Source organism: Streptomyces sp. MK7 (genome assembly GCF_032658145.1).
In the GTDB taxonomy this organism is placed as follows: Bacteria; Actinomycetota; Actinomycetes; order Streptomycetales; family Streptomycetaceae; genus Streptomyces; species Streptomyces spiralis.
Genome location: NZ_JAVACL010000006.1, coordinates 235,751 through 259,174, shown reverse-complemented (window position 1 = coordinate 259,174; position 23,424 = coordinate 235,751). Strand labels below are relative to the sequence as shown.

18 protein-coding genes are annotated in these 23,424 nt (G+C 73.4%); 5 read left to right on the top strand and 13 right to left on the bottom strand.

What is annotated here, in order from left to right; genetic code table 11:
• Window positions 1–386: 386 nt before the first annotated feature.
• Window positions 387–1,043, bottom strand: a complete 657-nt coding sequence (locus tag R2S09_RS11350; protein WP_030179617.1) for a response regulator transcription factor — start codon at window positions 1,041–1,043, stop codon at window positions 387–389.
• Between the two features lie 349 nt (window positions 1,044–1,392).
• The gene (locus R2S09_RS11345; RefSeq protein WP_316740724.1) at window positions 1,393–2,067 is read right to left on the bottom strand and encodes a DUF3000 domain-containing protein; all 675 of its coding nucleotides are present in this window, start codon (window positions 2,065–2,067) and stop codon (window positions 1,393–1,395) included.
• A gap of 213 nt (window positions 2,068–2,280) precedes the next feature.
• Between R2S09_RS11345 and hemE the strand changes: the two genes are divergently transcribed.
• From hemE to R2S09_RS11325, 4 genes are all read left to right on the top strand, one after another.
• Entirely contained in the window at window positions 2,281–3,351 is a 1,071-nt protein-coding gene (gene hemE / locus R2S09_RS11340) for a uroporphyrinogen decarboxylase (RefSeq protein ID WP_316740723.1), read from the top strand.
• Between the two features lie 232 nt (window positions 3,352–3,583).
• The gene (gene asnB, locus R2S09_RS11335) at window positions 3,584–5,431 is read left to right on the top strand and encodes an asparagine synthase (glutamine-hydrolyzing) (protein WP_316740721.1); all 1,848 of its coding nucleotides are present in this window, start codon (window positions 3,584–3,586) and stop codon (window positions 5,429–5,431) included.
• Window positions 5,431–6,951 carry an AMP-binding protein gene (locus tag R2S09_RS11330; protein WP_316740719.1) on the top strand — a complete coding sequence of 507 codons (1,521 nt, stop codon included), beginning with the start codon at window positions 5,431–5,433 and terminating at the stop codon, window positions 6,949–6,951. Before asnB ends, R2S09_RS11330 begins: the two co-directional genes overlap by 1 nt.
• 10 nt (window positions 6,952–6,961) lie before the next feature.
• Window positions 6,962–8,902, top strand: a complete 1,941-nt coding sequence (locus R2S09_RS11325; RefSeq protein ID WP_316740717.1) for a condensation domain-containing protein — start codon at window positions 6,962–6,964, stop codon at window positions 8,900–8,902.
• A gap of 16 nt (window positions 8,903–8,918) precedes the next feature.
• Here R2S09_RS11325 and R2S09_RS11320 read toward each other — a convergent pair whose 3' ends face one another.
• The 11 genes from R2S09_RS11320 to R2S09_RS11270 form a co-directional block, all read right to left on the bottom strand.
• On the bottom strand, window positions 8,919–9,842 hold the full coding sequence (locus R2S09_RS11320; RefSeq protein ID WP_306184340.1) for a diiron oxygenase: 924 nt from the start codon (window positions 9,840–9,842) through the stop codon (window positions 8,919–8,921).
• On the bottom strand, window positions 9,839–12,646 hold the full coding sequence (locus R2S09_RS11315) for a condensation domain-containing protein (protein ID WP_316740712.1): 2,808 nt from the start codon (window positions 12,644–12,646) through the stop codon (window positions 9,839–9,841). The genes R2S09_RS11320 and R2S09_RS11315 overlap by 4 nt, the downstream gene beginning before the upstream one ends.
• A complete protein-coding gene (locus R2S09_RS11310; RefSeq protein ID WP_316740710.1) occupies window positions 12,643–13,899 on the bottom strand; it encodes an MFS transporter in 1,257 nt (418 codons plus the stop codon). The genes R2S09_RS11315 and R2S09_RS11310 overlap by 4 nt, the downstream gene beginning before the upstream one ends.
• The gene (locus R2S09_RS11305) at window positions 13,883–14,131 is read right to left on the bottom strand and encodes an acyl carrier protein (RefSeq protein ID WP_306184337.1); all 249 of its coding nucleotides are present in this window, start codon (window positions 14,129–14,131) and stop codon (window positions 13,883–13,885) included. The genes R2S09_RS11310 and R2S09_RS11305 overlap by 17 nt, the downstream gene beginning before the upstream one ends.
• On the bottom strand, window positions 14,124–15,644 hold the full coding sequence (locus R2S09_RS11300; protein WP_316740707.1) for an amino acid adenylation domain-containing protein: 1,521 nt from the start codon (window positions 15,642–15,644) through the stop codon (window positions 14,124–14,126). Before R2S09_RS11300 ends, R2S09_RS11305 begins: the two co-directional genes overlap by 8 nt.
• Entirely contained in the window at window positions 15,641–16,987 is a 1,347-nt protein-coding gene (gene ccrA, locus R2S09_RS11295; RefSeq protein ID WP_306184335.1) for a crotonyl-CoA carboxylase/reductase, read from the bottom strand. Before ccrA ends, R2S09_RS11300 begins: the two co-directional genes overlap by 4 nt.
• Complete coding sequence (locus R2S09_RS11290; protein WP_316740704.1) at window positions 16,987–18,429, bottom strand: methylmalonyl-CoA mutase family protein; 1,443 nt, start codon at window positions 18,427–18,429, stop codon at window positions 16,987–16,989. The genes ccrA and R2S09_RS11290 overlap by 1 nt, the downstream gene beginning before the upstream one ends.
• A 4-nt stretch (window positions 18,430–18,433) precedes the next feature.
• Window positions 18,434–18,712: a phosphopantetheine-binding protein gene (locus R2S09_RS11285; protein ID WP_316740702.1), complete on the bottom strand. Its 279-nt coding sequence runs from the start codon at window positions 18,710–18,712 to the stop codon at window positions 18,434–18,436.
• Window positions 18,713–18,788: 76 nt separating this feature from the next.
• Window positions 18,789–20,132, bottom strand: a complete 1,344-nt coding sequence (locus tag R2S09_RS11280) for an aldehyde dehydrogenase family protein (protein WP_316740700.1) — start codon at window positions 20,130–20,132, stop codon at window positions 18,789–18,791.
• 1 nt (window position 20,133) lies between these two features.
• Window positions 20,134–21,357: a DUF362 domain-containing protein gene (locus R2S09_RS11275; protein ID WP_316740698.1), complete on the bottom strand. Its 1,224-nt coding sequence runs from the start codon at window positions 21,355–21,357 to the stop codon at window positions 20,134–20,136.
• 37 nt (window positions 21,358–21,394) lie between these two features.
• On the bottom strand, window positions 21,395–22,066 hold the full coding sequence (locus R2S09_RS11270) for a cyclase family protein (RefSeq protein ID WP_306184330.1): 672 nt from the start codon (window positions 22,064–22,066) through the stop codon (window positions 21,395–21,397).
• Window positions 22,067–22,348: 282 nt separating this feature from the next.
• Here R2S09_RS11270 and aroF point away from each other — a divergent pair, with 282 nt between their 5' ends.
• Window positions 22,349–23,404 (top strand): 3-deoxy-7-phosphoheptulonate synthase, encoded by a 1,056-nt coding sequence (gene aroF / locus R2S09_RS11265; RefSeq protein WP_316740695.1) that lies wholly within the window; start codon window positions 22,349–22,351, stop codon window positions 23,402–23,404.
• The last annotated feature ends 20 nt before the right edge of the window (window positions 23,405–23,424 follow it).

Here is a 23,424-nt window from a genome sequence, read left to right as displayed (position 1 = left end):
GCGGGCACTGGCCTTGTGTTGGGGTGGTGGGCGGGCGCCGGCGCGGGGACGGTGCGGGGGGCGGGCGCCGGGGGTCGCAAACCGGTCAGGTCGGTGACACGTCCGGTTCACGACCGGTACGGGGGGAAGGGGCCGGCGCTTCACCGGGGCGGGGCGCGGCGGGGTGGAGGAACCGGACGAAGAAAAGGGGTGAACAGGGCGGCGGACGGGTGACGGTGGGGCGGACGGGGGACGGCGGGTGGGGGATGGGGCGCGGGTCAGGGCGGAGGAGGGGAGGCGAACGGGGGCGGCTGGGCGCGGGGAGCCGGGAGGGGAGGAGTAGTCGAGGGGCGGTCCGGGGGTCGGTGGGAGCGGCCCGGGCGGGCGGCCCGGGTGTCACCCGGGGGTCAGTGGATGATTCCGGTCCGCAGGGCGACGGCGACCATGCCGGCGCGGTCGCCGGTGCCGAGCTTGCGGGCGATACGGGCGAGGTGGCTCTTGACGGTCAGCGCGGACAGGCCCATCGAGACGCCGATCGCCTTGTTGGACTGGCCCTCGGCGACCAGCCGCAGCACCTCGACCTCGCGCCCCGACAGCTCTCGGTAGCCACCCGGGTGGCTCGGGGCACCCGGGGGACGGCGGTGCAGTCGGGCGGCGCCGATGGGGGCGGCGCCCGGTCGGGTGGGGAGCCCGACGTTGGTGCGGGTGCCGGTGACGACGTAGCCCTTCACCCCGCCCGCGAGGGCGTTGCGGACGGCGCCGATGTCGTCGGCGGCGGACAGGGCCAGGCCGTTGGGCCAGCCGGCGGCACGGGTCTCGGACAGCAGGGTGAGTCCGGACCCGTCGGGCAGGTGGACGTCGGCGACGCAGATGTCACGCGGGTTGCCGATGCGGGGACGGGCCTCCGCGACGGACGACGCCTCGATGACGTCACGGACTCCGAGCGCCCACAGGTGACGGGTGACGGTGGAACGGACGCGCGGGTCCGCCACGACGACCATGGCGGTCGGCTTGTTCGGGCGGTAGGCGACCAGGCTTGAGGGCTGCTCGAGGAGAACGGACACCAGGCCTCCTGGGGGGTGGGGGGGGGACGGGGCCGGCTTGTGGGGAGGAAGCCGGGAAAACCGTGCTTGCAAGGTCACAGTCGTCTTCGGCAGCAAACCTGTTGTCCTTTAGAGAATGATCACGATCTGGTGAGTACCAATGCGTGCAATTCGGACATGTTGTCGATCAACCGAAGGCCGAATCGGTTCAGTCGGGGCCGTTCGGGGTCGTTCGGCGGCGATACGTGCCCGAAAGTGGTCGTATCGACAAAGACACGGCAAGGGGCCGGTAAGACGCGACGACTGCGACGCGGGGGCGCTGGAGCGCGGAGGTACGGGCTGCGGGGTGTGAGGTGCGGGGATGCTCGGCTCAGCGCGACTGCGGGTCGCGTCTCTGCGGCAGCGTCACCACGGACGCGTCACCCGGCCCGGCCGGCGGCAGGCCCGCGACCTGGGCCAGCAGATCGCACCAGGAGCCCAGGTGGGCGCCGGTGTCGGGAGCCCCGCCCAGGCTCTCGAGCGGCGTCCAGGAGGCGCGGATCTCGATCTGCGAGGCGGCAGGGCGCGCCGACAGCCCGCCGAAGTAGTGCGAGCTCGCCCGCGTCACGGTGCCGCTGGGCTCGCCGTAGGACAGACCCCGCGCCTGCAGCGCCCCGGTCAGCCAGGACCAGCACACCTCCGGCAGGAGTGGATCGGCGGCCATCTCCGGCTCCAGTTCGGCGCGCACCAGGGTCACCAGCCGGAAGGTGCCGCGCCAGGCGTCGTGCCCGGCCGGGTCGTGCAGCAGCACCAGACGGCCGTCGGCGAGGTCCTGCTCGCCGTCGACGACCGTGGCCTCCAGTGCGTACGCGAAGGGCGCCAGGCGCTGGGGCGGCGGGACCTGCTCGATCTCCACCTGCGGCCGCACGCGCGCGGCCTTCAGTGCCTCGACGGCGGCCCGGAAGGGCAGCGGAGCCTGATCCGTCCTGTTCTCACGCCCGTCCCCCTCCTTCTCGTCGTCCATTCCGCCAGCGCCGTCCGACAGTCGTCCCTGAGCCGCAGCCATGCCGGGAAGATTAAGGGGAACCGGGCCTTCGTGCAGGGCAAGACACCCCGCCGCGGGACGCGGCACCGCCCCTGGGGGGTCTCTCGCCGATCACTCCGTACCCCAGGGGGCGTCCGGGCCCGCACACGGCGGCCGTCGCGCCCCCGGGGCCGCGGCTCGCACGCCCCCGGCCCGCGACGGTGGCGTCCCCGGGACCGTGCGAGACTTGCCCCCGTGAGTGCCAACGAGACGCCCGTCCGCCACCAGCCGCCGACCGCCACCTACGACTCCGCCTTCCTCAAGGCGTGCAGGCGTGAACCGGTGCCGCACACCCCCGTGTGGTTCATGCGGCAGGCCGGGCGCTCCCTGCCCGAGTACCGCAAGGTGCGCGAGGGCGTCCCGATGCTGGAGTCGTGCACGCGCCCGGAGCTGGTCACCGAGATCACCCTCCAGCCGGTGCGCCGGCACGGCGTGGACGCGGCGATCTACTACAGCGACATCGTCGTCCCGCTGAAGGCCATCGGCCTCGGCCTCGACATCAAGCCCGGCGTCGGCCCGGTCGTCGAGGAGCCCATCCGCACCCGCGCCGACCTGGCCCGGCTGCGCGACCTCACGCCCGAGGACGTCCCCTACGTCACCGAGGCGATCGGCCTGCTCACCAAGGAGCTGGGGCAGACCCCGCTGATCGGCTTCGCCGGCGCGCCGTTCACCCTCGCGAGCTACCTCGTGGAGGGCGGCCCGTCCCGCACGTACGAGAACGCCAAGGCGATGATGTACGGCGACCCCGAGCTGTGGGCGGACCTCCTCGACCGCCTCGCCGACATCACCGCCGCCTTCCTGAAGGTGCAGATCGAGGCGGGCGCGAGCGCCGTCCAGCTCTTCGACTCCTGGGCCGGGGCCCTCGCCCCCGCCGACTACCGCCGCTCGGTGCTGCCCGCCTCCGCGAAGGTCTTCCGGGCCGTCGCCGGGTACGGCGTCCCGCGCATCCACTTCGGTGTCGGCACCGGAGAGCTGCTCGGCCTGATGGGCGAGGCCGGCGCGGACGTCGTCGGCGTCGACTGGCGCGTCCCGCTGGACGAGGCCGCCCGCCGCGTCGGCCCGGGCAAGGCGCTCCAGGGCAACCTCGACCCGACCGTGCTGTTCGCCCCCCGGGAGGCCGTCGAGGCCAAGACCCGTGAGGTGCTGGACGCGGCCGCCGGTCTGGAGGGCCATGTCTTCAACCTCGGCCACGGCGTGATGCCGTCCACCGACCCCGACGCGCTCACCCGGCTCGTGGAGTACGTCCACACGCGCACCGCGCGCTGAGCCTGACGCCGAACCCGAGCGGTCACCGCGACCGCGACCCGGGCGGGCGGTCCGCCGTCCGCCCGGCACCGGCCCGGTGACCGCCGTGCTCCTCGGGCCGTGATGCCGGGGTCGGTCCGCCCTGGTGGCAAGCCGCAGTCCGGCACATGGCCGGAAGCTGTCACAGGGCCCCGTGGGACGGCCCGCTGCCCCTACTGTCTGGGAGGAATCGAGCCCGGGGGGTTGGCAACTCATGTGCGGCATAGTCGGTCTGATCTCGTTCGACGACGACCTGACCCGGCGCCCGGAGCTGCTCACGGCGATGCGTGGCGCCCTGGCACTGCGCGGGCCGGACGCGGTCGGCGAGTGGGTGTCCCCCCGGGCGCTGCTGGTGCCCCGGCGGCTGGCGGTGGTCGACCTGGAGGGCGGGCGGCAGCCGATGGTCGCCACGGACGCCACGGGCGCGGACACGGTGGTGCTGAGCTACACGGGCGAGGTGTTCAACGCCGACGGGCTCCGCGCCGAACTGCGCCGCCGCGGCCACGGGTTCCGGGAGCGCAGCGACACCGAGGTGGTGCTGCGCGCCTACGAGGAGTGGGGCCCCTCCTGCGCCGAGCGGCTGCGCGGCATGTTCGCCTTCGCGGTGTGGGACGTGCGGCGCGAGGAACTGGTGCTGATCCGCGACCGGTTCGGGATCTACCCCCTGTACTACGCCGACACCGCGACGGGCCTGGCCTTCGGCTCCGAACCCAAGGCGCTGTTCACCACCGGTGCGATCGAACCGGTCGTCGACGGTGCCGGGCTGCTGGAGGCGCTGTCCTTCACACCCACCCCGGGCCACGCCCCGTTCCGGGGGATGCGCGAGGTGATCCCCGGCGAGGTGGTCCGGTTCGGCCGGGACGGCCTTCGGCGCCACCGGTACTGGAACTTCACCCCCGCCCGGCACCGGGACGACCTGGCCGCCACCGAGCACCGGGTGCGCGAGCTGCTGGAGGACGTCGTCCGGCAGCAGGTGGCCGCCGATGTGCCGATCTCCTCCATGCTCTCGGGCGGACTGGACTCCAGCGCCGTGTGCGCGCTGGCCGGCCGGGTCCTGGCCGGCGGCGGGCGGGCCGAGCCGCTGAAGACCTTCTCCATGGAGTTCTCGTACCACCTCGATCACTTCCGCCCGGACGAGGTGCACGACTCCCCGGACAGCCCCTACGTCGCCAAGACGGCCGCCCATCTGGGCACCGAGCACCGGGAGTTGCTCATCGACCGGGAGCACCTGGCCGACCGCGACGGGCAGGCAGAGGTGGTGCGGGCGATGGAGCGGCCCGTCGCCGGCCTCGACATGTACGTGTCGCTGTACCGGCTCTCCCAGGAGGTGCGCCGGTTCTCCACCGTCACCCTGACCGGAGACGGCTCCGACGAACTGTTCGGCGGCTACGTGTGGTTCCACGACCCGTACTACGTGCGGGCGAAGACCTTCCCCTGGCTCGGTGCCTCGCACCAGATGGAGTTCCTGTCCGGCCTGCTGCGCCGCGACCTCCACCGGCGCCTGGACTTCCCCGGACACGAACGCGAGAGCTACCGGGCGGCGCTCGCCGAGGTTCCCCTCACCGGGGACGAGACGCCGCACGAGCGCCGGATGCGAGAGATCACGTACCTCAACATGACCCGCTACCTGCGCGTCATCCTCGACCGCAAGGACCGGCTGGGCATGGCCGCCTCCGTCGAGGGCCGGGTGCCGTTCTGCGACCACCTGCTGGCCGAGTACGTCTACAACGTCCCCTGGGAGATGAAGGTCGCCGACGGCCGTGAGAAGAGCCTGCTGCGGGCCGCCGTACGGGACCTGCTGCCCGAGGAGGTACTCGCCCGCCGCAAGTCCCCCTTCCCCACCGCCCAGGACCCCGCCTACCGCACCGCGCTGCGCGAGCAGCTCCGGGCCGTCGTGGCCGACCCCGCGAACCCGGTGAACGAACTGCTGGAGCCCGAGCGGGTGAAGTCGGTGCTCGAGGACCCCTCCTGCGGCCTGCGCGCGGGCGTCACCCGGATGAGCATCGAGGCGGCCGTCCAGCTCCACCACTGGCTGGCCTCCGGCGTCACGGTGAGCCTGTGATGCCCGCGGATGCCCGTACGGACCTGGTGGAGACCCTGGTGCGCGCCTGCGCCCGCCACTCCCACCGGACCGCCGTCGTCCACGACGGCCTGCGGTACCGCTACGCGGACCTGGGCCGACTCTCGGCCCGCATCGCGGCCGGGCTCGTGGCACACGGGGTCGGGCCCGGTGAGACGGTGGGCCTGCTGGCCGGCCGAGGCTGGTGGCGCTGCGCCGCGGTGCTCGGCATCTGGCGGGCCGGCGCCGCGGTGAACCCGCTGGACCCGGCACTGCCCGTGGAGCGGCTGAACCGGATCGTCCGGGCCTCCGCGACCCGGCTCGTCCTGCGGGACCCCGCCGTCCCCGAGCCGCCGGTCGAAGCGGAGCAGGTGCCGGTTCCCGGGGTCCTCGGTTCGGGACCCGCCGTCGCGCGCACCGGTCCGCTGGCCTATGTGGTCGCCACCTCGGGCTCGACCGGCACGCCCAAGTGCGTCGCGGTGCCGCCGGCGGTCCTCGCGGACCTGGCCGACTGGCACCGCGGCCGCTGGTCGTTTCCCGGGCCTCCGGCGACCACCCATGCCGCCTCGGTCGGCTTCGACGTGAGCTTCCAGGAACTGGTCACCACCTGGACGGCGGGCGCCGAGCTGGTGGTGCTGGACGACGAACAGCGGCGCGACCCCTTTCTGCTGGCGGGCTGCCTGGAGGAGCACCGGATCGCGCGCACCTTCCTGCCCGTCACCGCGCTGCACGCGCTGGCGGTCGCGCTTCCGGTCACCGGCCGCCGGCCCGGAGCGCTGCGGGAGGTGGTGACGGCCGGTGAACGGCTGGTCGTGAACGAGGAGGTACGGGCGATGTTCGCGGGCCTGGACGCCACTCTGGTCAACCAGTACGGCCCCAGCGAGACCCACGTCGTGACGGAGTACCGGCTGCCCGCCGGGGACCCCGGCCGCTGGCCGGTGCACCCGGCCCTCGGTGGCGCGGTGGCGTCGGCGGAGCTGCTGCGGGTGGCGGACGACGGGCGGCTGCGCCCCTTCGCGGAGGGCGAGGAGGCCGAACTGGTGGTAGCCGGGCGCCCTCTGGCCCTCGGCTACCTCGGCGACGACGAGCTCACCCGCCGCCGGTTCCGCGAACTGCCCCACCGGGACGGCGGTACACGTCGCTGCTACACCACCGGCGACCTCGTCCGCAGGCAGGACGGCCTCCTGCACTACGTCGGCAGGCTGGACGACCAGGTGAAGGTGCGGGGCTTCCGGGTGGAACCGGGCGAGGTGGAGGCGGTCCTGGGCCGGGTGCCCGGGGTGCGCCGGGCCGCCGTCGTGGGCGCCGGCCGGGCCGGATCGGTCGCCCTGCACGGCTACGTCGTGCTCGCGCCGGGCGCCGGCGAGGAGATCGACGGGGCGAGGCTGCGGGACGCCTGCGCCGCCGAGCTCCCCGACTACATGGTGCCGGTCCGGTTCTGGCACGTCCCGGAGCTTCCCCTGACCGCGAGCGGAAAGGTCGCCCGACGTGAACTCGCCGGCAGCGGAACCCTTCTCGGCTGAGCCTCCGCTGGTGCCGCTGTCGCCGGCCCAGGAGGCGATGTGGCTGGAGCAACTGCTGCACCCCGAGAGCGTCAACGGGGGGTTCTTCTCGGTGCTCCTCCGGGGCCCCGTGACGGCCGAGGAGGTGCGGACGGCCTGCGCCGCGGTCTGCGCGGGGCACCCGCAGCTGCGCAGCCTCGTGGTGGCCGGCGGACCGGCGGTGCGGATGGCCGTCCATCCGGTCGAGGCGGTACTGCGCTTCGCGCGCGTCCCGCTGACCGCCGGGCCCGGGCAGGAGCAGGCCGCCGCCCGCCGCTGGTACCGCGCCGAGCGGACCGGACCCTGGGACCTGACCGGTGCGGCGCCGATCGCGTTCTGGCTGCTGGAGCACGGGCCCGGGCGGTGCACCCTGGTGGTCGGGGTGCACCACATCGCCTTCGACGGCCGGTCCAAGTTCGTCTTCGCCCGGCAGTTCCTGGCGGCGCTGCGGCGGCAGCGGGAGGGCGCCGCCCCGGCGCCGGACGGTCCGCACCCGCTGCCGGTGCATCCGCCCGTCGACGCCGAGCTGGCCCAGGTGCTGGAGTACTGGCTGGACGCGGATCTGCCGGGCCTGCCCGGGTTGTCGCTGCCGCGTGACGACGTCCGTACGGCCCAGGGCGCGGCCCCGGTGCACCCGACCGCCCGCTTCGACCTTTCGGCCGAGACCGGCGCCCGGCTGCGCGCACTGACGAGGGAGGCGGGAGCGAGCCTGTTCACCGGCCTCCTCGCCGGTGTGGCCGCCCGGCTGCACGAGTACGGCAACGAGCGTTTCGTGCTGGGCATCCCCGTGGACACCAGCCTGCCCGGCACCCGGGAGCACATCGGGCTCCAGGTCAACGTGGTCCCCTGCCTGGTCGAGGTACCTCCCGGGGTGACGTTCCGTCAACTGATCGGCGTGTGCCGTGCCGCGCTGGAGGTGGTGCGGCGGTTCAGGCGGGTGCCGTTCTCCTGGGTTCTGCGCGAGCTGCGGCAGCGCCACGGAGTCGACGTCACCCAGGGCGCCTTCGACCGCATCGGGGTCTCGTACCCGGCCGTGACCACCGACCTCGGGGACGTTCCCGGGGTGGAGACGGAGTGGGACTTCTTCGCCCCCAACTCCACCCGCTCCTTCGAGCTGATCCTCCAACTGCGCCGGGAGGGCGAGGCGGTGTACGGCCGGCTCGACTTCTCCACGGCCGTGCTGTCGCCCGCCGCGGCGGACTCGCTCGCCGCCGGCTACACGCGGCTGCTGACCGAGGCCACGGCCCGGCCGGACCTTCCGCTGACCACGCTGATGGAAAGCCATCTGACGGCGCCCGCGGCAGGAGGCGAGGAGTGCGGTGCGGTCACCGGGCCGGTCGAGGACTTCCGGCCGACACGGGAGACGGCGGCACTGTCCCGGACCGGCGGCGCGCTGCGACTGGAGCTGCGTGATCCCGTGCTGGGCCCGCTCGGCAGCTGTGCATGGCACGCGGACGACCCCCTCGGCCTGTGGCTCACGCACCCCGCTCCCGGCCTGCGCTTCCGGGTCACCACGACCGGGGGCCGCGCCCTGCCGCGGGGCGTGCCCGGGGTACTGGGCCACTCCGGCGACCCGCGGCCCGGCCGGTTCCGCGCCTGGATCGACGACCGGGACCGGGTACGGCTGCTGGGCACCGTGGAGCAGACCTACGACTGGGTGGGCCGGCGCGTGGAGTTCTTCGAGGCCGTGTCCGCCCTCGCCGCCCTGCCGGGCGTCCGTCACGTCACCCTCGACCTGGGCCGCCCCACCCCCTCCGGCGGACCTCCGCGCCCGCGCGTGGACCTCACCCTGGCGCCGGACGCCCCCACCGACCCGCGCGCCTGGCGCCGCCTGCTGCGCCGCGCCTGGCCGGCGGGCTGGCCCGCCCCCACCGAGATCGGCCTGCACGGACCGGAACCGGCCCGCGACGGCGGCGGGCGCCCGGTCCCGTAGGCCCCGACGACTGGGCCTACGGGAGCAGGCCCAGGAGGTGGGCCTGTTCGCGGGCCTCGGGGATGTCGAAGGCGCCCACCGACTCGCAGAGCTTCAGGGTGTGGCGGCCGCTTTCCCGTACGCCGGCCGTCAGCACGTCCTCGCGGTAGCAGTCGGCGACGACGGCGTCCGCGGTGCCGGGAGCGACACCGGCCGACAGGAGCGCCGCGCGGACCGGCGCCAGGTCGGGACGCAGACAGTCGTCGATGAAGTGGGGCATGCTGCAGGCCACCCTGACGCGCAGCGCCGGGCTCAGGGAGGCCCACAGTTCCCTGAAGAGGCGTACGAAGTAGGCGTGGTGGTGCACCTCGTCGCTGACGTGGTCGCCGACCACCTCGCGGACCACCCGGAATACCGTCTCGTCCCGGGGGATCTGCGCCAGATAGCGGGTCACCACGGTCTCGAAGGCGACCACCTGGAGCAGCCGGCCCAGGCTGTCCAGGCCAGGCAGGAACCGCTCCGCCGTGCGCTCCAGACGTGCCAGCCGGGGCGCGAAGTCGTACGGGAGCACGGGCACGGCCAAGGCCTTCTCGACCTGCTGGACCACGTCGAGGCTGAACAGGGCGTGGTAGCCCTCGTCGCAGTAGATCTTGAAAGCGTCCAGCCGGGCCTCGGGGGTGAGGTCGACATCGATCTCGCCGTGTGCCACGAGTGCGGCACCCCGGTTCACGACCTTGGTCTCCAGATGGGTGGTGAACAGCATGTACTGGTAGAAGTGCTGGGCCAGCAGCGCCTGCCGCGCGTCGGCGCCCAGGTCGGCCAGGCCCTCGTGGCGCAGGTGGGGCACCAGGTGCTCGGGGAAGACCCGCAGCCCGGCCTCCCTGTCCTCGTCCAGGGTGCGGCGCGGCCGGCCGCGTACGGTTGCGGACCGGTACCAGCCGGGCGCGAAGCGGCCGTTCACGAGGCGTCCCCCGGCTTCGTCAGGGCCGCGGCCAGGTCCGCCGCGATCGTGTCGACCGCCGGCGGTGTCAGCGCCTCCACATGGGTGCCGGGCACCGGCACCGTCTCGAGGTCCGGGGCCAGGCCCGACCAGCTGGCGGCCAGCGCCTCCGGATAGCCGGCCGGGTTGCCCCGGCAGAGGTAGAGCCGGGTGGGTACCTCGGCCGGTCCGGGACGGCACCCGGCCACCAGTGCCAGCAGCCGGCCCCAGCCGTGCAGCATCCCCGCCGCCTGGTCGGGCGGTGTCTGCCGCAGCGCGTCCACGTCGACGCCGAACCGGCGCATCAGCAGCCGCTCCTCGTCGGTGGCGCCGATCACGCCGCTGCCCTCGGCCCGCACCCGCTCGGCCAGTTCGTCCAGCCGCGCCCGGGTGAGCGTCATCCGTTCGGCGTCGGCGGGCGTGCGCTGGGCCAGCGAGTCCACCAGGGCCAGGAGCGCCACCTCGTGGCCCGCCGCCACCAGCCTCCCGGCGACCGAGTGCGCCAGCACACCGCCCAGGGACCAGCCCACCAGGGCGATCCGCCGCCCGGGCACGGCCTCGGCCAGAGCACGGGCGTAGCGGTCGACCAGGTCACCGTAGGACGCGTCCCGCGGCTGCGGGCCCGGGGGTCGTTCCAGGCCCACGACCGTCGCCTCCCGCGGCAGGCGTGAGAGCAGCCCGCCGTAGCACATCAGGGTGCCTCCCACCGGGTGCACCAGGGCCACCGCCACCGGTGACGAACCCTCGCGCAGGCGGACCACCGGGCTGGATCCGCCGTCCGGCGTCCCGTCCGTGAGGGCCGCGGCGATGCCGCGGATCGTCGGGTCCTTCATGACCGCCCCGACCGGCAGGGTCCTGCCCAGTTCGTCGGCGACCCGGCCGGCCAGCCGCACCGCCAGCAGGGAATGGCCGCCGAAGTCGAAGAAGTTGTCGTACCGGCCGAGGCCCGGAACGCCGAGCAGCTCCTCGAAGAGCTCCGCGACGCGCCGCTCCGTCTCACCGCGCGGCTCCTCGCCGTCCCGTGCCGCCTCCAGCCCCGCCACTGCCTCCGGCCCCGCCACCGCCTCCGGATCGACCGGGCCGTCCGCGACCGGGGGCAGCTGTGGGCACACCACGATCCGCTGCGGCAGCAGATGCGCCGGCACCCGCTGTTGCAGCCGGCCCAGCAACTCCCGTGCCGCGGGCAGGTCCGCGCCGGGCCTGGGCACCACATAGCCGACGCGCTCCGCCCCGTCGGCGGCCACCAGGGCACGCTCCACCGCCGGGTGCGCGGTCAGCGCCGCCTCGGCCGGATCGCGCCACAGCTCGAACCGTCCGGCGGCGTCGAACCTGCCGCGCTCACCGGTCGGCGTCACCTCGCCCGTCAGCGGATCGCCGGTGTGGACCGCGCCGTAGCAGCCCAGGGGCAGCGGCCGCAGCCGCTCGTCCAGCACATGGCGTCCCGCCGCCCGGCCGAGGGCCAGGACGTGCTCGCGCTCCTTGGGCCCCTGCAACTCGACGTCACCGGCGAGCAGTTCCGGGTCGTCCAGCATCGCGCCCAGCAGCCGGAGGAACATGGCCGCCAGGCGTTCCACCGTGGCCCGGGAGAAACGCTGCGCGCCGAACGCGAAGTCGCCCTTGACCACGTCGTACTCGTGCTGAAGCGTCAGGGTGAGGTCGAAGTGCGACGACCTCCACTCGAACGGCAGGGGCTCGACCGTCAGGCCGGGCAGGGTCCAGTCCTGCTCCACCTTGCGGCGGTTGAACACCAGGGCCACCTGGAACAGCGGATTGCGTGCCCCCTCCCGGGCGGGCCGCACGGCGTCGACCACCGACTCGAAGGGCGTCCGCTGGTGCTGGAGTCCCTCCAGCACGGTCCGCCGGGCGGACTTCAGCAGGGCGGCGAAGCTCTGCTCGGGGGTGACCCGGCTGCGCAGCACCACGGTGTTCTGGAAGAAGCCGACGCAGTGCAGGAAGCGTTCGTCGGTGCGGCCGCTCATCGGGGTGCCGACAGCCAGGTCCATGGCGCCCGTCCAGCGGTGCAGCAGCACCTGGAGGACCGCGTGGAAGACCATGAACTCCGACACCCGGTGCCGGCGGCACACCTCGCCGAGCAGGGCCGACACCGGCCCGGGGACGGTGAAGGGCACCCGGTCGCCCGTGAACAGGCCGTGTTCCTCCGCTATGTGCTCCTCGGGCAGCGGCAGCGGCTGAAGGCCCTTCAGCCGGGTGCGCCAGAAGTCCAGCCCCGCCGGGTCGTCCTCGGCGCGCAGCATGCCGCAGAACTCGGCGTACGTGTGCTCGGGCCCGGCGGGGTCGAGCGCGTCGGGCGCCGCGTAGGCCTGGTGCAGTTCCTCGGCCACCGCGGTGGCCGAGACCTCGTCCATGACGATGTGGTGGAAGCAGAACACCAGCGCGTGCTCGTCCGGGGCCGTCTCCACCACGTCCACCCGCCACAGCGGCCCGCGGACCAGGTCGAAGGGCTCGGCCGCGTGCCGTACCGCTTCCCGGGCCGCGGCGCGCGGACCGGCGCCCGGCAGGGCGATCCGGTTCACCCGTACCGGCGCGGCCCGGTGCGGGGGGTGGACGAACTGCAGCACCTCACCGCCGCGTTCCTCGACGGTCAGCCGCAGCGCCTGGTGCCGGCGCTGGAGCAGGTCCACGGCCTTCTGCAGCCGGTCGCAGTCCAGGCCGCCGCGTACCCGCAGCACGACGGGGACGTTGTAGACCGCGCTGTCGGGTGCGAGGCAGTGCAGGAAGTACACGCCGCGCTGCTGCGGGGTGAGGGGGAGGGTCAGTGCGGTCATGCGGTCGCCTCCGCTTCCTCTTCCTGCTCGGCCGGAGCCGTGGTGACGAAGCTCCGCGAACGTACGGCCAGGTATCCGGCGCTGCAGCCGATCAGCACCGTCATCACCACCAGCAGCAGCCGGTAGTCCACGTGGGCGATCAGTGCGGCGCTGGTGAACACCGCCAGCACCTGCGGCGTGGTGGCGAGCATGCTCGCCGCGGCCGCGACGCGGCCCTGGAGGCGCGCGGGCGAATGGCGCTGCACCGAGGTGTAGAGGCCGACGACCGCCCCGGGTATGCCCAGACCGATCACGAAGACACCGGCCAGTGCGGTGACCAGTCCCGGCAGGGCCAGGACGGCGACGCCCGCCGCCATCAGGCTCAGCCCGTACACGGTGAGCATCGCCTCGTCGCCCGGCCCCAGTCGCTTGAGCACCCGGGTCGCGCCCAGCCCGCCGAGGACCGAGCCGATGCCCTTGGCCACGGTGAGCACGCCGACGAAGGCGGCACTGCGGTGCAGTCCCTGGTCCGCCACGGCGTAGATGACGGTCTCGATGAAGCCGAAGCCCAGCAGGCCGCCCGCCATGGTGATGCACACCGCCCGCAGCCGTGGTGTGACGGCCAGGTGGCGGATGCCGGCCACCAGGGCCTCGGTGCGTCTGCCGGCCGGCGGCTCGGGAGCGGGTTCGTCGACCCGCACCGCCAGCACGCACAGCGCGCACACCAGGAACGTCGCCGACTCCAGCACGGCCACCGCACGCGCGCCGAAGGTGAGGTACAGGAACGAGCCCGCGGCGGGGGCGACCAGCATGCCCCCCTCCTGCATGGTGCGCAGCAGCGCGTTGGCGCGGCCGAGCGCGTCGGGGGGCACCAGGCTGGTGAGCAGCGCGCTGCCCGCCGCGTTGTGCATGCCGACGCCGAGGCCGACGCCGAACAGCACGAGATACACCAGCCAGACCTGGCTGCCGTCGTGCACCAGCAGGGCCAGCAGGACCCATCCGCAGAGCACCAGGTTGAGCAGGGCGATCAGCGGCCGGCGGCGGAAGCGGTCCACCACCAGGCCGAGGAAGGGAGCACCCAGCCGGGGCATCACATAGGCGGCGAAGGCCAGGCCCGCGGCGCCGTTGGAGCCGGTGAGGTCCTTGACCCAGACGCCGAGCGCGATCCACAGGGCCGCGTCGCCGAAGAGCGAGACGCTGGTCCCGCCGATCCACAGGCGGACCTCCCGGGCGCCGGCCGAGCCGGACGGTGCGGGGTCAGTTGCCGTCGGCACGTCGGCGCTCCAGTTCCTTGGTGAGGGAGGACACCGTGGGCTGGTCGAGTACGTCGACCGCGTTCACCTCGGTGCCCAGTCGGGTGTGCAGCAGGCCCGCCAGCCGGGCGGCGGTCAGGGAGTCGCCGCCGAGATCGAAGAAGTCGTCGTCGGGGCCGATGCCGTCGATGCCCAGCACCTCCCGCCAGGCCTCGGCGACCAGGTCGGTCAGCTGCTCGTGGGACTCAGACATAGTTCTCCTTGCGGCGCCAGTCCGGGTCCGGCAGCGCGTGCCGGTCGACCTTGCCGTTCTTGGTGACCGGAAGCTCCTCCACGCGCAGGAACACGGCGGGGACCATGTAGCCGGGCAGCCGCTCGCGCAGGAAGGAGCGCAGGGCGCGGCGGTCCAGCCGGCCGTCGGCCGTCACCCAGGCCACCAGCCGGTCCTCGCCCAGGTGGTTGGTCCGCACCGCGACCGCCGCCTGCCGCAGCGACGAGTGCCGTGCCAGCGCGTGCTCGATCTCCCCGGGCTCCACCCGGTGGCCGTGCAGCTTGATCTGGCCGTCGGCCCGGCCCAGGAACTCCACCACCCGGTCCTCGGGGCGTCGCCGGGCGAGGTCGCCGGTGCGGTACCACAGCCGCCCGGAGGCGTCGGGGACGAAGCGCTCCGCGGTGAGCGCGGGCCGTCGCCAGTAGCCGAGCGAGACCCCGGCCCCGGCCACCCACAGCTCACCCGTCCCGCCGTCCGGCACCACCGAGCCGGAGCCGTCGCGCAGTTCCACGGCGGCGTTCTGAACCGGCCGTCCGATCGGCACCGAACGGGGGAACTCCTCGTCCGGGGCGATCCGGTGGCACAGGCTGAAGGTGGTCGCCTCGGTGGGGCCGTAGCCGTTCACCACTTCCAGGCCGGGTGCCACGGCCCGCAGCCGGCGGACGTGACCGGGTGAGAGCACGTCCCCGCCGGCCAGCAGGGTGCGCAGCCCCGCGAGCGACTCGGGTGCCGCCTCCACCTGACGGTGGAACAGGGCCGCGGTCAGCCACAGCACCGTGATGCCGCGCTCGCCGAGCAGCCGGCCCAGTTCGGCGGGACCGAGCGTGCGGGGCGGGGCCAGCTCCACCCGGGCGCCGTTGAGCAGCGCCCCCCAGATCTCGAAGGTCGCGGCGTCGAAGGCGACCGGGGCCAGTTGCAGCAGCCGGTCCGCCGGGCCCAGCCGGACGTAGTTCGGCTCGGACACCAGGTTGACCACGGCGCGGTGCGGGACCATCACCCCCTTGGGGCGGCCGGTGGACCCGGAGGTGTACATCAGGCAGGCCAGGGCCTCCGGCCCCCCGTCCGGCAGGGGAGCGGACCGGGCCGGGTGCGCGGGCGCGGCCGGGTCCTTCGCCGACGGGTCCAGTGTGCGCAGCGGCCGCCCGGCGAGCAGGGCATGGCCCGCCGCGTCGCACAGGGCCACGCGGGCCCCGGCGTCGTCGAGCATGTCCGCCAGCCGGCCCGGCGCCTCGCCCAGATCGACCGGCACGTAGGCCGCGCCGGCCTTCAGGACGGCGAGGAGGGCCACGACCAGCGCCACCGAGCGCTCGACGCAGACCACCACCCGGTCGCCCGGGCGTGTCCCCGCCGCGACCAGGGCGTGCGCAAGGCCGTCGGCGCGCCGGTCCAGCTCCGCGTAGTCCAGCCGTTCGGCGGCGTCGGCCACGGCCACCGCGGAGGGGCTGAGCCGTGCCCGGCGGCGGAACGCGTCCGGGACGGTGGCCGGGGCGGTCATCGGGACTCCTTCTGCGCCGCGTGCTCGCGGAAGAGGCGCAGCCGCTCCTCGCCCGCCTTCTTGCGCAGCTCCCAGTCCTCCACACCCTGGTCCTCGTCGGTGGCGAGGACCAGCAGCCCCACCTTGCCCTCGTGCTCGTTGAGCTGGACCGACCGGGTGGCCTCGGGCGCCTGTTCCAGCGGGTAGACCCTGGACAGGGCGGGGACCACGCTGCCCAGCCGGAGCAGCCGGTTGGCCTCCCAGGCCTCGTGGATGTTGGCGCCGTGGCTGCCGATGACCCGCTTCAGGCGCATCCACAGATAGCGGTTGTCGTAGGAGTGCCGGTAGCCGCTGCTCGATCCGCAGGTGACCACCGTGCCGCCGCGCCGGACCACGTTCACCGAGGTCTCGAAGGTGGCGCGGCCCACGTGTTCGAAGACCACGTGCGGGTCCTCGCCCACCTCGCGGCGGATGGCCGAGCCCAGCGCCTTCCACGCGGTCGCGGACTCGGCGCCGCCCTCGCCGAGACCGACGTCGTTGCGGTTGATCACGGCATGGCAGCCGAGGTCCGTCAGCAGATCGGCCTTGGCGTCCGAGCCCACCACCCCGACGGCGATGCCGCCGGCCTGGCGCACCAGCTGCACGGCGTAGGAGCCGAGACCACCGGCCGCACCCCAGACCAGGACCACGTCCCCGATCTTGATGCGTGCGCCCCGGTCGCTGATCAGCATGCGGTAGGCGGTGCCCAGGCACAGCGTGTTGCAGGCCGCCTCCTCCCAGGACAGGTGGGGCGGCTTGGGCACCAGCTGGGTGGCCCGGACCACGGCGAAGTCGCCGAAGGCGCCGAAGTTGGTCTCGAAACCCCAGGCGAGCATCCCCTCGGTGAGCATGCCGTCCCGCTGCGCGTCCGGATCCTGCTCGTCGATGTACGGCGGGTTGACCACCACCCGGTCGCCCGGGGACCAGTGCCGCACCGCGCTGCCGACGCGGACCACCACCCCGGCCGCGTCCGAACCCACCACCTGGTAGTCGCGGTTGTGCCGCTGCGCCCAGCCGCCCTGCCGGGCGAACTGCTCCAGGAACCGGAAGGTGGGTATCGGCTCGTACAGGGCGGACCAGACGGTGTTGTAGTTCACCGCCGCCGCCATCACCGCCACCAGCACCTCGTCCGGGGCGAGTTCCGGCATGGGGACCTCGCCGACGTGCAGGGTCCTGCGGACGTCCTTGTTCCTGCCGTGCAGGCCCCGGAACAGGTGGTCCTCACCGCGTCGCAGGTGGACCGCACGGTAGGACCCGGGCACCGGGCAGGCCAGCAGCTGGTCTCGGCCGGCTCCTTGGCGCACCGCCTCGATGAGATGCGTCATCAGTCACTCTCCGGGACGTGGTCGTCGGGACGCATGGCCGCGCACAGCTGCCCGATGGTGGCGCGGGCGCGAACCGCGCGGATCAGTGCGGGCATGACGTTGCGCCCGGCCGCGGCGTCCTCGCGCAGCCGGTCGAGTTCGTCGCCCCAGGGGCGTCTGGTGATCTCGCGCCGGCCGCCCGTGGTGGTGTGGCGCTCCGCCTGGAGCAGCCTGGTCTCGGACTCCACGGGGGTGGGCGCGGTGACCCCGACGACGGGACCCGGGTCGTGGAAGGCGAGGTCCTCGATCTCGCCCTCCAGCCATCCGCTGCGGATGCACTCCGCGATTCCGCCGCGGGCGTCGATCCGCTCCAGCCAGTCGTCCACCTCGCGGCCCAGCGTCTCCACCAGTTGCTCGATCACCCGCGAGCCGCCCAGGGGATCGGGGTAGTGCGCCAGGTCGGTCTCCTCGGCGAGGATCTGCTGGGTGCGCAGCGCGATCCTCGCCCCGAGCGGCCCCGGCGTCTGCACGGCCTCGTCGAAGCTGCACACGTGCAGCGACTGGGTGCCGCCGAGCACCGCGGCGATCGCCTGCACGGTGGCCCGGACGATGTTGTTGAGGGGCTCCTGGTAGGCCAGCGCCGAGCCGAAGGTGTTGACCTGGGTGCGCAGCTTCATGGCCCTGGGATCGCGGGCGCCCCAGAGCGCCCTCATGCGCTCCGCGTAGCGCCGGCGGGCGACCCGCAGCTTCGCCGCCTCCTTCAGCAGTTCCATGTCGGTCCCGAAGATGAAGCTGAAGCGGGCCGCCACCGCTTCGGCCGAGTGGCCGCGCGCGACCATGCCGCGCAGGTACTCGTCCACGCTCGCCAGAGCGCAGGCCACCTCGAGGGCGGCGTCGGCCCCGGCCTCCCGCGCATGGCCGCCCGAGACGGACACGGGGTTGACGCCGGGGAGCTCCTGAAGGCAGTACTCGATCACGTCGAGTCCGTAGCGGACGCTGGTCGGCAGGTCGTAGACGTAGGCCTTGCGGGCCAGGAACTCCTTCAGCATCTCGTTCTGCAGGGTGCCGCGCAGCGCGGCCGGTGTGACGCCGGTCTGCTCGGCCAGCACGATCCACATCGCGAGCAGCATGGGAGCGGTGGCGTTGATGGTGAACGACACCGACACCTTGTCGAGCGGGATGCCGTCGAAGACCTCGGCGAGGTCGTCCACCGTGGCGACCGACACCCCGGTGCGGCCCACCTCGCCGTGGGCTGCCGGGTCGTCGGGGTCGAGTCCGAGCTGGGTGGGCAGGTCGAAGGCGAGGGACAGGCCGGTCTCGCCCATCTCCAGCAGATATCTGAAGCGGGCGTTGGTGGATTCGGCGCTGCTCAGCCCCGCCAGCTGACGCATGGTCCACAGCCGGGTGGTGTACCCGGCCGGATGGATCCCGGCGTCGTAGGGGAACTCGCCCGGTACGCCCATGGGGTCAGTCCTCTGTGCCGCTCTGGACGTCGAGTTCGAGGACGAGGTCGTGGACGGACTCGGCGAACTCGGCTATCTCCGGGTGCTCGAAGAGCAGGATCAGCGGGATCTCGACGCCGTAGCGGGTGCGCAGCGCCGCCACGATCCGGGTGGCGACGAGCGAGTCGACGCCGAGTTCCAGCAGGTTGTCGTGGCGGCCGACGGCGGGCAGGCCGAGGGCGCCGGCGGTGATGTCGTGCACCGCCGTCTCGACCTCGGCGAGGGTCGCGGTGTCTGTGGGCATGGGTGCGTCCCTGTCTGTGAGGGGTGTCCTGCGAAGGGGGCCGGGCCGGTGCGGGGCGCCGGTGCGGGGCGCGGCTTCACGCGGCGGCGAAGCCGCGCGCCTCGTTGAGGAACTGGCCGAGGTATCCGTCGTGCGGCAGGTACGGGTCCTTCCACCAGTCGGCGACCCTGCCGTGGAGCACGGTGCGGATCCCGGGCGACTCCAGGGCCTCGGCGACGAGCGGGGCGTCGTCGGTCAGCAGGGTCAGGGCGAGCGAGTCGTCCAGCGGGCCCAGGCCGTCCGACGGCCGCCAGGGCGCCACCCACACGCAGGGGAAGGGCAGTTCCGTCCGCAGCCCGGGGTGGTCGCCGCGGTCCACGCACAGGACGGCGGGACGCAGCGCCACGCCGTCGTCACCCACGGGTGCCAGCGGGCCGTCCTCGTAGTGACGTCCCGTCAGGTCGGACGCTCCCTGGGCGGCCCGGTCGAGGGACGCCCTGAGGGCTTCGGCCTCCTTGCGCGGGCGGACCGGCAGGACCGCCCGGTCGTCGGTGACCGGGTGGGCCGGCAGCCGGGCGAGCCGCTCGGCCAGTGCCTCGGCCAGCTCCCGGTGGTCGCCGGAGGTGAGGACGGCGGTGGTGTTGGTGCACCGCACGCCTCCGTCCGAGGCGGTCTCCGTGACCAGGTGGTCCAGCGTACGGTCGTCGTACGCGCCGTCCACCAGGATCTTCGTCCGCCCCGGCCCGCGCACCAGCACCCGGTCGTTGCCGCGCATCCGGGCGACCGTGGCCTCACTGCCGTACACCAGAGCCAGATCGGCCGCCTGGACGAGCGAGTCCGCGGCGGAATGGGATCCGGGGAGCAGGCTGATCCAGTGCGGGTCGAGACCGGCCTGGAGCAGGGCCCGCACAAGACGCAGCGGGGTGAACGGGTCGCGGGTGCCCGGCCGTACGGCCACCCGGTACCCCATGGCGAGGGCCTGGAGCCAGGCCCCGTGGGTGGCCGGATGGTTGCTGGGGGCCACGACGCCGAGCACGGAGCCGCGGCGCACCCAGCGGGCCGTCCGGCCGGCCCCGACCGGGGACTGCCTGCCGACGACCGTGCCGAGCAGAGCGCTGTCGCCGCGCATCCGCTCGAGCGTCCCACGGGCGACCGCCACGGGCACGCCCGAGGCCAGCGCCTGGAGCCGGCAGTACTCCTCGGGGGTCTGTCCGCCCAGCGTGGCCCCCGCGAACAGGGCGCCCGCCTCGGCGAGCACCGCCAGCCGCTTCTCGGGGTCCAGGGCCGGCCCCTGGCGCATGGCCTTCGCGGTCAGCCTCGTCGTCAGGGCGGGCGCCTCGTGGACCTCGGCGAGCGGGTTGCCGTTCACGTCGTGCAGCGGGCGGGAGTCACGTGACCGGTGCTCCTGGCCGCCGCGCAGTACGGGGATGAACGTCTCCATGTCAGATCCACTCCTCGAGTGACAGTCCGGCGAACCCGCTGCCGTCCCGGGCACCCGCCTCCTGGCGCGGCACGCGGAACTGGGTGGCCTCCTGCTCCGTGACGGACTGGCCCATCGCGTAGCGCAGCCCGGCGGTCTGGATCGCCCGCGGCGGGCACCCCTCCAGGTACACGCCGGCGTCGCGGTGCTCGTACATCGCGTTGCCCACCAGGACCACCGCGCCGCGCAGCGCCGGGAGCCGCTCCATCGGGCCGGACACGATCGTCATCTCCCCCGGGAAGCGCAGGAGTTCGTCGCGCAGCAGGTGCATCGCGGCGGCCAGCCAGCGGCGGCAGTCCTCGCACGCCGTCTCGGCCTGGACGTGGATGCCCTCCCGGGGCGGGGTGAGGTCCACCGGGGCGCGCCGGATCTTGAACGCGGCGTCCTCCACGGCCGTGCCCCGTACGTCGACGTCGGCCAGGTCGATCGGCCCGAGGCCTCGGGCGTGGGCGTCGCGCAGATAGGCGAGTTCCCAGGACCCCACGCCGGCGACCGCCGCCATCGTCACGTCCAGGGCCACCGCGTTGCGCGAGGCCGCGATCAGACCGGCCTCACGCGTCGTGCCCTCCATCGGGTAGTTCCCCTCGATGACGGTCGTCGCGTCGCAGACCACCAGGTGCTGCGGGCGCAGCTGGTTGAGGTCGACGATGGCCTCCTCGACCCCGGCCATGTGGACGATGCGCGTGGTGAATCCGGGCAGCAGGCCCACCAGGTTCTTCATGGCGTTGGTCAGCACCACGCTGGAATGGGTGCGCAGTTGGGGTGCCCCGATGAAGAAGTCGCAGTCCAGCACCAGGTCGGGAACGGCGATCGGCACCCTCAGCGACGTGGCGCCGGGCACCTGGACCACGCGCAGCGGCCGGTCGTCGAAGCTGACCACCTGGGCGTAGCGGTGGACGGGGGCCCGCTGGAGTATCTCCTTCAGCACGTGCGTGCGTTCGGCCACGTAGACCTCGGCCCCGCGCGCCGACGCCCGCGCCGCCACGGCCAGCAGCAGTTCGGGACTCGTCCTGAACCCCGGTTTGCGCTGGAACATGTTGGGCTTGATGACCACGCGGTCGCCCTTGCCGACCTCCCGCAAGGGGTGGCCCAGGAGACCCAGCGCCTCCTCGACCGCGGCGTCGACCGCCTCTTCGGTCGCCGCCGCCACCCGGGTGAGCGAAACCGCCGTCAGTTCTCCGGTCACGACTGCCCCCTGTCCGACACCGTGCCCCCGGGGGCGCTCAGAGAGGCCATCCGTCGATGACCACGGCACGGGCCGGCGCGGCCTCCACGTCGGCGATCTTGACGGGCAGCGCCATCAACTGGACCACGGGGCCGCCGACCTGGTCGAGGTTCTGGATGTTCTCCAGGATGGGGATGCCGGCCGCCAGCAGGCGCCGGTGCACCTGGCCGCTGCGGTCGTCGGGCCGCTCCGTGATGCAGTCCATGCCGACCAGGACGGCTCCGTTGTCCACCATCCAGTCGGCGGCGGAGACGGTGAGGTACGGCGGCTTGTCCCAGTAGTCCTCCCGGCCCAGGTAGCGGTTCGGGTGGTCGGTGCGCACCAGCAGCCGGTCCCCGGGCTGCCACACGTCGCGCAGTGCCTTCTCCAGGTCCTCGCCGGTGACCGGGTCGAGGTCGCGCTTGTGGGAGAGGTCCGCGACGCAGGCACGGCCGGCGAAGGTGTCCAGCGGAACCTCGTCAATCTTTTCCCGGTCCTCGAAGAAGTGGTAGCCGGATTCCACGTGCGTTCCGTTGTGCGGGAAGAGCTGGAGATCGGAAAATGTCCGGCCGACGCCCGACGGATCGGTCTTCGGCGACATGGCCCTGCGCACACCGAATTTCGGGTACCACGGCGCGTCATAAGAGGGCATGCCCTCGTACCAGCCCTGGCTGATGTCGATGATTTTCACGGCCCACTCCCTCGCTCGGCCTGTGTGACTGCCGTCCCCGCTCGAGGACTGCCCGGCGATCACAGCACGTCAGACGGCGATCGTGGGTGATTCCACGGGAGGTTGGCAGCATCCTGCCAGGCCACTGCCATGAGCGGCCGACCTCTGGTTAGCCTTCCGGCACAGGTCGTTCTCCGACCGCAGCCACCGGGAGTGTCCGGTGTCGCTCACACTCAGGCCGAAATGGCTTGGAGTCGCAATCGGGATGAAGATCCCGCGTGCCAGCCCATTTGGAAGGCTCCCATGATCGTGGCAATGCGTCCGCGGGCCACCCGCGAACAGCTGGATTACGTCTCCGGAATTCTCCGGGACCAGGGCCTGATCGCGGTGTCCAGCACGATGGACGACATCGCGATGCTCATCACCGAGCAGTGCGGAACGCCGGAACTGGTGTCTGCCGTGGAGAAGGCCGCAGGGGTCGACCGCGTGATCGTGCTGTCGGGCCCGCAGCGCCTGACGAGCCGTGAGTTCCGCGCCGAGGACACCGTGGTGAAGGTCGGGCCCTCGGACGAGGCCGCGTTCGGCGGAACCGAGTTCATGGTGATCGCCGGCCCCTGCGCGGTGGAGGGCCGGGACCAGATGTTCTCGGTGGTGGACGCCGTCGTCGCGGCCGGCGCGGTCATGGTGCGCGGCGGTGCGTTCAAGCCCCGCTCCTCTCCCTACAGCTTCCAGGGGATGGGGCTCGCGGGTCTCGCCCTCCTGGCGGAGCAGCGCAAGCGCACCGGCCTGCCGGTGGTCACCGAGGTCGTCACCCCCGGCGACGTGGAGTGCGTCGCGGAGGAGAGCGACATGCTCCAGATCGGCACGCGCAACATGCAGAACTTCGAACTGCTGCGCGAGGCCGGGGCGTCGGGGCGGCCCGTCCTCCTCAAGCGGGGCATGTCGGCCACGATCGAGGAGTGGCTGATGGCCGCCGAGTACGTGATGCAGGCGGGAAACGGCGACGTCGTCCTGTGCGAGCGCGGCATCCGCAGCTACGACCGCAGCACCCGGTTCACGCTGGACCTCAGTGCCGTGGCCGAGGCCAAGCGGCTCACCCATCTGCCCGTGATCGTCGACCCCAGCCACAGCACCGGCCGGCCCCACCTGGTCGGGCCGATGTCCCTGGCCGCCGCCTCCTGCGGTGCCGACGGCCTGCTCATCGACGTGCACACCGACGCGCGCAACGCGCTGTGCGACGGCGCCCAGGCGCTCACCGCGCAGCAGTTCGGCGCGCTCATGGACCGGCTCAAGCCCGTGGTGGAGGCCGTGGGACGGACGCTGCCCGTCACCCCCGCCCGCTCGCTGGCCCAGGTCTGACCCGCTTCTGACGGAGGAGA

Coding starts and splice junctions, on each gene's coding strand:
- ccrA (WP_306184335.1), bottom strand. CDS start 16,987: ATGACGCATCTCATCGAGGCGGTGCGCCAAGGAGCCGGCCGAGACCAG.
- R2S09_RS11315 (WP_316740712.1), bottom strand. CDS start 12,646: ATGACCGCACTGACCCTCCCCCTCACCCCGCAGCAGCGCGGCGTGTAC.
- R2S09_RS11300 (WP_316740707.1), bottom strand. CDS start 15,644: ATGACCGCCCCGGCCACCGTCCCGGACGCGTTCCGCCGCCGGGCACGG.
- R2S09_RS11345 (WP_316740724.1), bottom strand. CDS start 2,067: ATGGCTGCGGCTCAGGGACGACTGTCGGACGGCGCTGGCGGAATGGAC.
- R2S09_RS11280 (WP_316740700.1), bottom strand. CDS start 20,132: ATGGAGACGTTCATCCCCGTACTGCGCGGCGGCCAGGAGCACCGGTCA.
- R2S09_RS11330 (WP_316740719.1), top strand. CDS start 5,431: ATGCCCGCGGATGCCCGTACGGACCTGGTGGAGACCCTGGTGCGCGCC.
- R2S09_RS11285 (WP_316740702.1), bottom strand. CDS start 18,712: ATGCCCACAGACACCGCGACCCTCGCCGAGGTCGAGACGGCGGTGCAC.
- aroF (WP_316740695.1), top strand. CDS start 22,349: ATGATCGTGGCAATGCGTCCGCGGGCCACCCGCGAACAGCTGGATTAC.
- R2S09_RS11305 (WP_306184337.1), bottom strand. CDS start 14,131: ATGTCTGAGTCCCACGAGCAGCTGACCGACCTGGTCGCCGAGGCCTGG.
- R2S09_RS11290 (WP_316740704.1), bottom strand. CDS start 18,429: ATGGGCGTACCGGGCGAGTTCCCCTACGACGCCGGGATCCATCCGGCC.
- asnB (WP_316740721.1), top strand. CDS start 3,584: ATGTGCGGCATAGTCGGTCTGATCTCGTTCGACGACGACCTGACCCGG.